The sequence below is a fragment of the Actinophytocola sp. genome, from assembly GCF_036002505.1.
Lineage (GTDB): Bacteria > Actinomycetota > Actinomycetes > Mycobacteriales > Pseudonocardiaceae > DASYTH01.
On record NZ_DASYTH010000324.1, the window covers coordinates 1 to 11983 of the forward strand.

12 protein-coding genes and 1 pseudogene are annotated in these 11983 nt (G+C 71.5%); 8 read left to right on the forward strand and 5 right to left on the reverse strand.

Translation table 11 applies throughout. The features are described from left to right. Both VGR06_RS28335 and VGR06_RS28340 read left to right on the forward strand, forming a co-directional pair. Positions 1 to 377, forward strand: a pseudogene (locus tag VGR06_RS28335) (transporter substrate-binding domain-containing protein); the annotation flags it as partial. A gap of 6 nt (positions 378 to 383) precedes the next feature. Further along, positions 384 to 3158: a serine/threonine-protein kinase gene (locus tag VGR06_RS28340; protein WP_414637352.1), complete on the forward strand. Its 2775-nt coding sequence runs from the start codon at positions 384 to 386 to the stop codon at positions 3156 to 3158. Here the strand turns inward: VGR06_RS28340 and VGR06_RS28345 are convergent. Then, on the reverse strand, positions 3151 to 4374 hold the full coding sequence (locus VGR06_RS28345) for a metallophosphoesterase (protein WP_327562201.1): 1224 nt from the start codon (positions 4372 to 4374) through the stop codon (positions 3151 to 3153). The two genes, VGR06_RS28340 and VGR06_RS28345, sit on opposite strands and share 8 nt — an antisense overlap. Before the next feature lie 9 nt (positions 4375 to 4383). After that, positions 4384 to 4965, reverse strand: a complete 582-nt coding sequence (locus tag VGR06_RS28350; protein WP_327562202.1) for a PaaI family thioesterase — start codon at positions 4963 to 4965, stop codon at positions 4384 to 4386. Positions 4966 to 5365: 400 nt separating this feature from the next. Between VGR06_RS28350 and VGR06_RS28355 the strand changes: the two genes are divergently transcribed. Genes VGR06_RS28355 through VGR06_RS28375 form a run of 5 tightly spaced genes read left to right on the forward strand, consistent with a single transcriptional unit; the run spans position 5366 to position 8491 of the window. Further along, positions 5366 to 5704, forward strand: a complete 339-nt coding sequence (locus VGR06_RS28355) for a hypothetical protein (protein WP_327562203.1) — start codon at positions 5366 to 5368, stop codon at positions 5702 to 5704. A gap of 1 nt (position 5705) precedes the next feature. Beyond that, a complete protein-coding gene (locus VGR06_RS28360; RefSeq protein ID WP_327562204.1) occupies positions 5706 to 6887 on the forward strand; it encodes a WXG100 family type VII secretion target in 1182 nt (393 codons plus the stop codon). A 4-nt stretch (positions 6888 to 6891) separates the two neighbouring features. Next, positions 6892 to 7188: a hypothetical protein gene (locus VGR06_RS28365; protein ID WP_327562205.1), complete on the forward strand. Its 297-nt coding sequence runs from the start codon at positions 6892 to 6894 to the stop codon at positions 7186 to 7188. Further along, the gene (locus tag VGR06_RS28370) at positions 7188 to 7931 is read left to right on the forward strand and encodes a hypothetical protein (protein ID WP_327562206.1); all 744 of its coding nucleotides are present in this window, start codon (positions 7188 to 7190) and stop codon (positions 7929 to 7931) included. Before VGR06_RS28365 ends, VGR06_RS28370 begins: the two co-directional genes overlap by 1 nt. Beyond that, complete coding sequence (locus VGR06_RS28375) at positions 7928 to 8491, forward strand: hypothetical protein (RefSeq protein WP_327562207.1); 564 nt, start codon at positions 7928 to 7930, stop codon at positions 8489 to 8491. The genes VGR06_RS28370 and VGR06_RS28375 overlap by 4 nt, the downstream gene beginning before the upstream one ends. Before the next feature lie 73 nt (positions 8492 to 8564). On the opposite strand, the gene VGR06_RS28380 is transcribed toward VGR06_RS28375, so the two are convergent. Both VGR06_RS28380 and VGR06_RS28385 read right to left on the reverse strand, forming a co-directional pair. Next, positions 8565 to 9431 (reverse strand): helix-turn-helix transcriptional regulator, encoded by an 867-nt coding sequence (locus tag VGR06_RS28380; RefSeq protein WP_327562208.1) that lies wholly within the window; start codon positions 9429 to 9431, stop codon positions 8565 to 8567. A gap of 29 nt (positions 9432 to 9460) precedes the next feature. Further along, positions 9461 to 10702, reverse strand: coding sequence for a L,D-transpeptidase (locus tag VGR06_RS28385; protein ID WP_414637353.1), 1242 nt, complete (start codon positions 10700 to 10702; stop codon positions 9461 to 9463). 312 nt (positions 10703 to 11014) lie between these two features. On the opposite strand from VGR06_RS28385, the gene VGR06_RS28390 reads away from it, so the two are divergent. After that, positions 11015 to 11221: a cold-shock protein gene (locus VGR06_RS28390; RefSeq protein ID WP_327562210.1), complete on the forward strand. Its 207-nt coding sequence runs from the start codon at positions 11015 to 11017 to the stop codon at positions 11219 to 11221. Between the two features lie 75 nt (positions 11222 to 11296). Here the strand turns inward: VGR06_RS28390 and VGR06_RS28395 are convergent, their stop codons facing one another. Continuing rightward, positions 11297 to 11434, reverse strand: a complete 138-nt coding sequence (locus tag VGR06_RS28395; RefSeq protein ID WP_327562211.1) for a hypothetical protein — start codon at positions 11432 to 11434, stop codon at positions 11297 to 11299. Between the last annotated feature and the right edge of the window lie 549 nt (positions 11435 to 11983).

Here is an 11983-nt window from a genome sequence, read left to right on the forward strand (position 1 = left end):
AGAAAGTGTGCGCGCAGAAGGGCAGCACCTCGATCAACACGCTGACCCAGCACCCGGCCAAGCCCGTCCCGGTGGCCACTGACACGTGGTCGGACTGTCTCATCATGCTGCAGCAGGGTGAGGTCGACGCGGTGTCCACCGACGACACGATCCTGGCCGGGATGGCCGCGCAGGACCCGAACGTGAAGCTGGTCGGCGACCGGTTCACGCAGGAGCCGTACGGCATCGGCATCCCCAAGCAGAACGAGGACATGGTCCGGTTCGTCAACGGCGTGCTGGAGAAGTCCGTGCGGGACGGCGCATGGCAGGTCAGCTACAACCGCTGGCTGCGGGCCAGCAGTGGGGACGCGAGCCCGCCAGTCCCGGAGTACAGGTGAGCCATGATGACCAGCTGCCCGCGGCCGGGGTGTGAGGGGAAGGTCGTCGACGGAAACTGCCAGACGTGTGGAATCGCCGTCGCCCGCCCCGCCGACCCGCTCGTGCAGGCCGAGGAGCTGCGCCGGCAGGCGGCGGTGGCCGCCGAGCAACTGCACCGCCGGGCCGCCGAGGGTGAGGAGAGGACCGGCTGGTTCCGGCCGCCGGACGTGCTCACCGGTTCCGACGAGGCCCCCGCGCCCCGCCACCGCAAACCGGAAACCCCGGCACCGGCGAAAGAGCCGCCCACCGTGATCGTCGGGGCGGTGCCGGCGCCCGGCGGCTCAGGCTGGCCGGCCCCAGGCCTCGCCGCCAACTCGGGCGGTCAACCGCCACTGCCGCCGGGTCAGTGGCAACCAAGCACTCCACAGTGGACACCTCCGCCGCCCACCCGGTGGCCCACGCCGCCCGCGGGACCACCCGGAACGCCGTGGCCGCAAGGGGTTCCGATGCCGAATGTGGCGCCGCGCCAGCCCGGCATCCGGCCGCCGACCGCGCTCGACGAGGACGAGCCGCAGCCGACCAGCGTGCTCGGCGAGACCCCGCAGACGCAGAGCATCGAGCCGCCCAAGCCGCCCGCCGAGGAGCCGCCGGCCACCCAGGCGGGACCGGCCACCGGCCCGGGCACCGCACCCGGCACGTTCCCCGGCACGGCCCGGCGCACCCAGTCGCGCTCCATCGGCCGCGGCCGCCTGGGTGCCGGGCTGGTCGACGTCCCGGTGGTGCCGGTGAAGGACCCGGCCTCCGCGGTGCTGGAGGACCCGGTCGTCGCGGAGAGCAAGCGGTACTGCAACAACTGCGGCGCCGAGGTCGGCCGGGGCAAGGACGGCGAGCCGGGCGCGGCCGAGGGGGAGTGCCCGAAGTGCGGCACCCCGTTCAACTTCCGCCCGCGGCTGCACCGCGGCGATCTGGTCGGCGGCCAGTACGAGGTGCTCGGCAGCATCGCCTACGGTGGCCTCGGCTGGATCTACCTGGCCAAGGACCACAACGTGTCCGACCGCTGGGTGGTGCTCAAGGGCATGATCGACACCGGCGACGCCACCTCGATGGCGTCCGCGGTGGCCGAGCGGCGGTTCCTGGCCGAGGTGGAGCACCCGAACGTGGTGCGGATCTACAACTTCGTCCAGCACCCGGACCCGAAGACCGGCACCAGCGTCGGCTACATCGTCATGGAATACGTTGGGGGACAGTCACTTCGCCAGCTCGCGCTGGAGCACCACCGGGAGACCGGGCGGGCCGAGCCGCTGCCGATCGGCCAGGTGATCGCCTACGGGCTGGAGATCCTGCCGGCCATCGGCTACCTGCACAGCATCGGCATGCTCTACTGCGACCTCAAGCCGGACAACGTGATCCAGTCCGGCGAGCAGCTCAAGCTGATCGACCTCGGCGCGGTGCGGCGCACCGACGACTACGACAGCCCGCTGTTCTTCACCCTCGGCTACAGTGCGCCGGAGCTGGCCACCGAGGGTGCGTCCGTGGCCAGCGACGTCTACACCGTCGGCCGCACGCTCGCGGTGCTGTCCATCGAGTTCTCCGGCTACACCACGAGGCACAAGTACAGCCTGCCCGGCCCGGACACCGAGCCGCTGTTCGCGCTGTTCGGCTCCTACCACCGGGTGCTGAAGCGGGCCACGCACGAGGACCCGGCGCGCCGGTTCGGCTCCGCGGAGGAGATGACCGACCAGCTCACCGGCGTGCTGCGCGAGGTGATGGCGCTGGGCACCGGCCGCCCGCGCCCTGGCATCTCCACCGTGTTCGCCCTGGAGACCCGCACGTTCGGCGCGGGCCTGGTGGTCGGCGACACCGGCCATTCGCTGCCGGCGCCGGACCCGCACGAGGTCGCCACCGTGCTCCCGCTTCCCCTGGTGGACACCGACGACCACGCGGCGAGCGTGCTGGCCAGCATCACGGTCACCGAGCCGGCCGAGCAGATCCTGGCGCTCTCCGCCGCGCCGCCGGACTCCATCGAGGTGCGGCTGCGCCTGGTGAAGGCCTACATCGACCTCGGCGACCTGCGCTCCGCGGCCGGCGTCCTCGAGTCGGCGCGGCCGCTCGTCACCGATCCCGCGGACTGGCGCCCGGACTGGTACCGCGGCCTGATCGCCCTCGCGGTGCGCAACCCCAAGGAGGCGCAGGCCGCGTTCGAGCGGGTCTACGACGCGGTGCCCGGTGAGGTCGCGCCGAAGCTCGCGCTGGCGGTGAGCGCGGAGTACGCCGGGGAGTACTTCGCCGCGGCCAGGTTCTACGAGATGGTCTGGCGCACCGACCGCAGCTACGTCAGCGCCGCGTTCGGCCTGGCCCGGGTGTACCTGGCGCAGGCCGCCCGGACCGGCGCGATCGAGGTGCTGGAGTCGGTGCCGGACACGTCCAGCCATTACATGGCCGCGCAGGTCGCCGCCATCAAGATCAAGACCCGGTTGACCGGCATGGGTGTTGTCGCCGAGCACGACCTGCACGACGCGGGTCGCCGGCTGGAGCGGCTGGCACTGGACGCGGAGCGGCGCACGCAGCTGGCCTGCGAGGTGCTCGAGGCCGCCTACGGCTGGGTGCGGGCGGGCCGTCCGGGCGCCGCGCCCGGCCCGGACAGTGCCGCCAAGCTGCTCGGCTGCGCGCTGTCCGAGCGGGAGCTCCGGTTCGGCCTGGAACGCTGCTACCGTGCGCTCGCCCGGCTGGCCAGCGCCCCGGAACGGCGCCACGAGCTGGTGGACAAGGCCAACACGATCCGCCCGCGCACGCTCACCTGAGCTCCACCACGGAGATCTCCGGAGCGGCGCCGATCCGGACCGGCGGTCCCCAGAACCCCACACCCCGCGTCACGTACAGCCACGTGTCATCCACTTTGGACAGTCCGGCCAGCGACGGCTGGGCGGCGCGCACCACGTAGTGGAACGGGTAGAACTGCCCGCCGTGGGTGTGCCCGGACAGCTGCAGATCCACCCCGCGCGCCGCCGCGTCGGCCACCTGAACCGGTTGGTGCGCAAGCAGAACCACCGGCCGCGCCGGATCCCGCCCAGCCAGCGCGCGGTCAAGATCGGGACTGTCCTCATAGGACCGCCCGTTGACGTCGTTCACCCCGGCCAGCTCGAACTCCGCGCCACCACGGGAGATCGTCGTCCGCTCGTTGCGCAGCGGGTGCACGCCCAGCCGCTCCAGCTCGGTGATCCACGGCGCGTATCCCGAGTAGTACTCGTGGTTCCCGGTGACGAAGAACGTGCCCTGCCGCGACACCAGGTCCCGCACCGGCGCCAGCGCCGGCCCCAGCTCGTCCACCGTGCCGTCCACCAGATCCCCCACCAGCGCGACGAGATCCGGCTCCGTCTCGTTGATCATCCGGACCACCCGCTCGGTGTGCCCGCGCCCCAGCAGCGGCCCCAGATGAAGGTCCGCCACCACCGCGATCCGGAACCCCGCCAACCCAGGATCCAAGCGCCGCAACGGAATCGTCAGCCGGTTCACCTCCGGCGCCCCCAGCGCCGACACCATCCCACCCCCCACTACGCCCGCTGCCCCCACACCAGCCACCGCCCCCAACCCCCGCGCCAAGAACACCCGCCGCGTGTTGGCCCCTCCCGCCGCCGTGTTTGCCTCCCACGTCGCTGTGTTGGCGTCTGGCGTCGTCGTGTTGGCCTCCGGCGCGCTCGTCGCGGTCGCCACCAGCGGTCCGCGCCGCGCCCACCTGCGCAGTGCCAGCCGCGGCACCTCCAGCACCACCAGGAACAGGAACAGGTACACCATCAGCGCGAACCAGATGAACCCCGGCCACGCGAACCAGCGCGCCACCGCCGGCCCCACGAACCGCGACCCGATCACCGTGCCGAACACCAGCACGCCCAGCCCGGCGACCGCGAACCCACCTACCCGCCGCGCCCGCCCCGGCCGCGTCGTGTCCCGCACCAGCCGCTTCCACAGGTACAGGTGGATCAGCACGACCAGCGCACCGATCGCCAGCACGAACAGCACCGGGCGCTCCTACGGGTTGATGTCGTAGTTGCGGCGCCTGGTCTCGCTGGGTTCCTTCGCCACCGCCGCGATGTCCTCGGCCCGCCCGTGCTCGGTGAAGTGGCTGAACGGCACGATCACGAAGACCGCCCGGGCGCGCACCGCCACCGGTCCTTCCTCCCCGTCCAGCCGCCCGTCGGCCAAGGCGTAGACCTGCCGCCCGGCGACCCCACGCAGCGTCGCGGTGATGTACAGGGTCGACCCCACCGGCACCGGCTTCAGGAAGTCCGTCTCCAGCCGCCCGGTCACCGCGGGCTGGCGCAGCAGATGCCCGACGGTCGCGCCCAGCGCCTCGTCGAACGCACACGCCAGCAACCCGCCGTGCGCCAACCCCGGCGCCCCCTGATGCGCCTCGGTCACGGTGAACTGCGCGAAGATCGTGTGACCATCCGCGATCGTCGCCTTCAGGTGCAGCCCGTGCCTCTGCTCGTCGCCGCACCCGAAGCACAGCGCGTAGTGCTGCCCCACCGTCGTGCCCGGCTCGGGCGCGTCCGGATGCCGCTCCGGCCACTCCACTTGAACCGGCGGCCACGTCTGGCGATCTCGGGTCACCCGTTCACCCTAGATCGTCGGCTTGTCCAGCTGAGCCGGCACACGTGCCGAGCGTGCAACCACCCTGGAGCCGGCGCCCGGATGGCGCGCACGCTGGCGCCATGACCGGAACCGACGAGCCGGACGCGATGCCGTTCCTCGACATCCTCGCCCCGGTGCTCCAGCGCTGTTCGCTGCTCGCCGAGCGGCTGGCCGGCCTGCTCTTGCCTGATTGAGCGCGCCCTGTGCCCAGTTGTGCACAGGGAACCGGGGAAAGCTGGCTCGGACGCGTCTCCTCGGAGAAGGTACGAGCAACAGACCTGACAAGTGGCGGCCAATGTGCGGAGCGCAACCATGGGACGCCGCGACCGTTTAGATTCCTAGGTGTGGAGCGGACCGTGAAGCGGATGGTGGGATCGGCATGAGTGACTTCCAGGTCGACTTGGGGGCCTTGCGGAACGTCCAGGACGAACTGAGCACGTATCGAGACCAGTTGCGGCGCCACGCCCACGCTGCCCAGGAGCTGATCAATTCGGTGCCGCACAGCACAGCACCCAAGCCCGACCCGGTGGCCAACCAGATGCGCAGGGAGTACCGGAGCCTGGCCGGTTCGGAGACCGGGGTCCGCGGCCTGCTCGAGGACTACATCGACGAGCTGGACGACATGATCGACCTCCTTGAGGACACGCGGAGGGCCTACAGCGCCGGTGACCTGAATGCCATCGAGCAGCTCAGCAAGGCGTACGGGGAGGGGCACTGACATGGGCACCGCCAGGCAACGACACATGCGCCGGTTGCGTGAGGGCAACAAGAAGGCCGCCGCCAAGGGCGCCTTTCCCCGCATCCGCTGGGAGGGATACGGGCATCACGATCTCTACAACATGATCCACGCGACGCCTGCCGAGCACCTCCACGACATGGCCGGCGGGTGGCGCACGCTCGGCAAGTCGATCGACGAAACGACCAAAGCCGTGCAGAGGTCTCTGAACAAGCTGTCCGCCAACTGGCTGGGTGCGGCCTCGGCCCAGGCGGGGCAGTCGAGCGAGAAGATCACCCGGTGGGCTGAGGAACTGGCCGACAAGTCCCACGAGATCGGCGACGGACTTCACCAGTACGCCGACGCCGTCCACCACGCGCAGCGCGTGATGCCACCGCCGGAGTTCGCCTACGCCGAGGCGGCCATGATGCACGGTGAACCGACCGACCTCGTGCAGGGACCCGCCGGGCAAATCGAGTTCGAGCAGTTCATCGACGATCAGAAGCCGAACTTCGAGAAGCACCACGAGGTGTACCAAGAGGCGATCCGGGTGATGAAGAACTACGGCGCGCACAGCCAAACGGTGCACGACGAGTTGCCGATGCTTCCTGAGGCCCCGCCGCCCCGTTCCACCACACCGACAACACAACCGGGGCCGATTCCGTGGACGGAACCGTTTCCAAAACCGATCCCGAAACCCTTGCCCGAGCCCAAGCCTGGTGACGACGGCGCGGATGGCTCGGGTGGACCGAGCACGGGGTCGGATGGTGGCACGACCGCCGCCGCCGTCGACCCGACGAGAAGCGGGCTCGGCTGGGGCAACCAACCTGGCACGGGTCCTGGTTACGGGCTGGATTCGACCCGGGGTGGTCAGGGCACCGCCTTCGGGGTCGGTGGTGGTTTCGCCGGCGGGCCGGGAGCTCAGGGTGTCGGCGGCGAGGGCGCGGCCGGGCGCCCGGGGGCCGGATCGTTGTCCGCCCGCGGCGGAGAGTTCGGCGCCCGCGGCGCGGCCGGGCTCGGCGGAGCCCGGGGTGCGGGCGGGCCAGGAGCCGGCTCGCTGTACCCGCCGGTGGCCGGGGCCGGCGCGCCCGGTGAGGACGACCAGGAGCACAAGGACAAGTACAACGAGGGCCTGGACCTGTTCGACGACCTGCCGCCGGCCTACCCGCCGGTGTTCGGGGCCTGAGGCGTTGTCCGGTTACCGGGCCGACCCGGCCGCTCTGGGCGCCGCGAGCCGGGTGCTGACCGGCGCCGCCGACACGATGTCGACCGCGCTCGACCGGCTCGACCCCGGGGTCTGCGCGGCGATCGGCCCGGTCCGGCTCGGCAGGGTGGCCGCCGGGGTCACCGACAGCGTCCGGGGCGACCTGGACCGGACCGCCGGCGCGGTCGGCCACGCCGCCGAACTGCTGGACTCTGCCGCGCGCGGCTACGCCGAGCACGACCAGGCTGCCGCCGACGAGCTGCGCGGGCGGGCCGGCGAGTGATGAACCGGACCTACCATGGCCTCGGGTTCGACCCGGCCCCCGGCGATCCGGACGCGGTGGCGCAACTGATCACCCAGTACACCGCGGTCGCCGGGGCGTTGGCCGGTGTCCAGCCGGCACTACGCCAGGCCGGGGAGCTGTCCCAGGACTGGCACGGGATGGCGGCCGGCACGTTCCGCCAACGCCTGCAAAACATACCGTCTGGTTTGGACAGTCAGGAACAATTGCTGCGCAAGGCAGTCGAGGTGCTCGGCCGCTGGGCGGAGGTGCTCGGCGCGAACCGGCGGCTCGCCGAGGAGCTGGACGCCCGCGCGGTCCGGCTGCGCCGGCGGATCGAAGCCGCCACGGACGAGGTGCAGGACCGGCGCACCAACGCCGACCTGGCCGGCACGCTCGCCGCGTCCGCGAGCGCCGCCGCCGATCTCGCCGCGGCCACCAACCGGCTGGCCGACCTGGGGTCCGAGCTGGCCGAGGTGCTGGCCGCGGCGCGCGGCCTCGAGCGAGACCACCTGCGCGCCGCCGATGCCTTCGCCGACGAGCTGGGCGAGGCGCGCGGCGGCGTGCTGCTCCGCGCGGCGCCCGCGGTCCGGCCGTTCACCCGGACCGCCGGCCAGCTGCTCGACCGGGCCTCACGCACCGCCGGCACGCTGGCAGGGTTGCTGCTGCCACGCGGAACGGGCACGGCCCCGCCCCGGGCGGCCGGCGCGCTCGCGGCCGTCATCGGTCAGCGCGAACCGCGGTGAAGCTCGCCGCCGTCAAGGGAATCACGCCGGTGTCCACCCGCTCGGTCGAGGACACCGAGCGGGAGCTCACCCAGCTGATCATCGAAGCCCGCGGCGCGGAGGCCGCGCACGACCCCGGCGTCGCCCTCGCCGCCCGGGACGCCGCCGAACTGGCCCACGAGAACGGCGCCGGGCTGGTCGCCCTCGTCGCGCACCCCGGCGCCGACCCCGGCGTGCTGGTCGGCATGACGGTGGCCGCCGATGCTCCGCACGGCCCGGACGCCGCCGCCGAGCTGCGTGCCTACCTGGCCGACGCCGGCGGCCCGGACATCCGCGAGGTCACCGAGGCCCGCACCACCCGCGGCTACCCCGTGGTCATCGCCGAGCGCCTCCTGGTCGGCGACCCGCTCCGCACCGGACCACCCACCGGCTGCCAGCTCCAGGCCGTCGTGCTGGAGCCCGGCGGTCGCGGTATGGCCGTGTTCACCCTGCACTCGGTCACCGGCCGCGGCTGGCTGGAGCTCGCCGCCGTCCTCGGCGACCTCGTGTCCACAGTGGACTTCCACTCCCCGTCCCCCTGAACACGACTTGTCGCGGGTAGTTCCCGTGACAAGTGCGACCTGTCGCGGGAACTACCCGTGACAAGTCGGCCGCTTAGCCGAGTACCCGCTCCCGGTACTCGCGCGGCGTCTCGCCCACGAGCTTGCGGAACGTCCGGGAGAAGTGCGCGGCGTTGGCGAACCCGCACTGCCGGGAGATCTCCCCGACGCCCCGCGCCCCGTGCGCCGGATCGCCGAGCAGCTCCTTCGCCCGGTCGATGCGCAGCGCGCGGATCCGCCCGGACACCCCGTCGCCGTCGTCGAAGAGCTGGTAGAGCCGGCGCCGGGAGATGAACAGCGCCTCGGCGATCCGCTCCGCGGTCAGTCCGGGATCGGACAGGTGCGCCCGGATGTGGTCCACCGCGGCCCGCCGGCGGGTGGCGATCGCGTCCACCCGGTCCAGCTCGGCCCGCAAAGCGCTGCGCAGCACCAACTCCGCGAGCCCGGTCAGGTACGGCCGGATGCCGTTCGGGTCCAGCGCGCCGGCCACCGCCAGCAGGTGCGCCACCGACGCGGCGAACAGCGACTGCAGTGGCCGTTCCAGCCGCACCGGCTGGAACAGCAGGGGGCGCAGCTCGGTGAAGCTGATCGACAGCTTCCGGGTGGCCACGGTCAGCAGCACGGTGCCCTGGGGCTGGCCCGGCACCGCCCGCAGCGCGCACTCGGCAAAGCTCAGGCTCATCCCGCTGCCCGGCAGGTAACCCGGCAGCGCGGCCCGCAGCAGCAGTTGGATCTGCTCCGGCTCCCGCCGCCCGCCACCGATGGCCGCCACGGCCGCGCTCACCCCGGACGACCGGACCACCAGGTAGCCCGCCGCCACCTGATCGTCGACGGCCGGCTCCGGCTCGCTCCGGACCGGTGCCGCGCTCGTCCCGAGCACCCGGGAGAGCGCGGCGGGCATCCGTCGTCGCGGCGGCGGCACCCGCTCACCCTAGTGCCGCGCGATCCGGGTCAGGCGGCGGACTTCGCCAGCCACTTGTCCCAGCTGATCGCCCAGTCGTAGTAGTCGCCGTCCCTGGCGGAGAGCTGCTGGGTGGTGCCGGTGACCTCCACCGGGTCGCCGGGAAGCACACTGTCGTAGTACGCCTTGGCGTTGGCTGGCGCGAGGTTGGCGCAGCCGTGCGAGACGTTGCGCTTGCCCTGCTGGCCCACCGACCACGGCGCGGCGTGGGCGAACTCGCCGTTGTTGGAGATCCGGACCGCCCACTTCACCTCGACGTTCTCGTAGTCGTACGCCGGGTTGTTCATGAAGTAGGTGGCGGCCTTGCCCATCACCACGTGGGTGCCGCTCTTGGTGACCCGGCCCGGGTCGGAGTCCAGCCCGTAGCTCGCCGGGTAGTCGGCGACCAGCTTGCCGTCCCGGTAGATCACCCAGCGGTGGGTCTGCGCGTTGGCCTGCACCACCTGCGACCGGCCGATGGTGAAGTGCGAGGTCACGTCCTCCTTGCCGAACGAGCCGTTGCCGTAGCGCACGCCGTACAGCTTCGCGGTGACGTTGACCTGGGTGCCGGGCTGCCAGTAGGTCTTGGGCCGGTAGTGCACCGTGCGGTCGTCCAGCCAGGCCCAGGCGCCCTCGGTCGGCACCGAGGTCTCCACCTTGAGCGCCTTCTGCGCGGACGCCTTGTCGGTGACCGCGGCGTCGAACGTGATCGCGATCGGCATGGCGATGCCGAACGTGCCGCCGTCCCCGGTGTTGACCGTGGCGCGCACGGTGCGCTTCGGCTTGACCGTGGTGAACTGGCCGGAGATGGTCGCGGGCTTGCCGTCGAGGCCGACCGCGCTGCCGGCCCAGGTGTAGGTCTTGCCGTACCCCAGCGCCTCGGCGGTGACCCACGAGGTCTTGTCCACGGAGAGCTGCCCGGCGACCTGCTTGCCGTCCGGGTTGGTCAGCGTGACCGTGTCGATCGTGCCGTCGGCGACGGTGACCGTGATCGGGTCGGCCGGGCTCACGTCCCCGGCCCCGGGCCCGGGCGCGATGGTGATCCTGGCGGCCGGTTTCGCCGCGGCCGGCGCCACCTGCTCCCGGTTGCTGTTCGCCTGCCCCTGCGGCGGCTGCGCGTTGTTGCTCTCGCCCGATCCGCTGGAGCAAGCCGCCAGCACCAGTCCGGCGGCCAGCGCTACGCCGAGCAGCCCAACGGTGTTCCGGCGTCTCGCGCCCCTGCTCACGTTCACCTGGCCGTCCCCATGCCCCATGTCCACGTATGTAACGACGTCTACGCACCCCGGAACGTTGGCGACCAGTCATGTGACTCAGATCACATTACTGGCCTGCGAAGATCGGCCGGAGCGTCCAAATCGGGCGCTCAGAGTAGTAGTGCGGCTGCACCGGGAGGCGATAGGCTCTCCGGCGCAGGCCGTAGTTTCTGTGTTCGTGCTTTATCCACGCTCGCGGAACGACAACGCGGGCGTGCGGCTTTCTCGTCTCAGGTTGGCGAAGGCAACGCCCGGGGGCTGCCGGGGTCGCATGGTGCGGCCCCACGCTGATCCTGCGATGGAGGCAGGTATATGGCACAGGGCACTGTCAAGTGGTTCAACTCTGAGAAGGGCTACGGGTTCATCGCCCAGGAGGGCGACGGCCCCGATGTCTTCGTTCACTACTCGGAGATCCAGGGCAAGGGCTTCCGCACCCTGGAGGAGAACCAGCGTGTCGAGTTCGAGATCGGCCAGGGAACCAAAGGCCCTCAAGCACAGAACGTCCGCGCGCTAACGTAACCCTGTAACGACCAGAGGCCCCGGCTCACCTACGGCCGGGGCCTCTGTCGTACGTACGTGTCCTACAGGCCAAAGTCAGCGCCGCTGCCCCAACTGCTGCGCCTCCCACTCCAACCGCTGCATCACCCACTCCTGCGCCAACGCCAGCGGCGACGTGTTCCGGTGCACCGCCAACTCCTTCAGCTGCTCGTTCGCCACCAACGGCAACCTCAACTGGTGAACCTCACCACCACCCAGCCGCCGCCCAGCCGTAGTCTCCGCCTCACTCTCCGGCGACAACGCCGCAAGGTAAGACCCCAACTCATCATCAGGCACCAGCTCGTCCTGCCCCTCAGTCCGATGCCGCCCCTGATCAGCCGCCACCACAGGCTTCAGGTTGTTCCTACTTCTCGAGAAAACCACCGCCGAACTATAACGAATCAGCCACGCCCCCACCCCCTAACCCCCCAACGACACACCCCAACCCTCCAACCTCACCCACCCGAGTGCCAAACAGTTATCCACGGCACACCGTCCGTGGGGGTCCGGGGGGCTCGCCCCCCGGCAGGGGTCTGGGGGCTTGGCCCCCAGAAGACGCTCGAAGCATCCAGGTCCGCGCCCTCCGCGGACAGGGAGCCGCGGATGCGGAGAGGCCCCCGCGCCAGGGGGAGGAACGCGGGGGCCGGAGGGGATCTCCACAGGCGCTGACCGGGGGGGTGTCAGCAAGTTGATTGTTGCACGCGCTGGCGCTCGGTGGGAGTGGGTAGGCGGGAAAAAATCTCG

Coding starts and splice junctions, on each gene's coding strand:
- VGR06_RS28340 (WP_414637352.1), top strand. CDS start 384: ATGACCAGCTGCCCGCGGCCGGGGTGTGAGGGGAAGGTCGTCGACGGA.
- VGR06_RS28355 (WP_327562203.1), top strand. CDS start 5,366: ATGAGTGACTTCCAGGTCGACTTGGGGGCCTTGCGGAACGTCCAGGAC.
- VGR06_RS28360 (WP_327562204.1), top strand. CDS start 5,706: ATGGGCACCGCCAGGCAACGACACATGCGCCGGTTGCGTGAGGGCAAC.
- VGR06_RS28370 (WP_327562206.1), top strand. CDS start 7,188: ATGAACCGGACCTACCATGGCCTCGGGTTCGACCCGGCCCCCGGCGAT.
- VGR06_RS28385 (WP_414637353.1), bottom strand. CDS start 10,702: ATGGGGCATGGGGACGGCCAGGTGAACGTGAGCAGGGGCGCGAGACGC.
- VGR06_RS28390 (WP_327562210.1), top strand. CDS start 11,015: ATGGCACAGGGCACTGTCAAGTGGTTCAACTCTGAGAAGGGCTACGGG.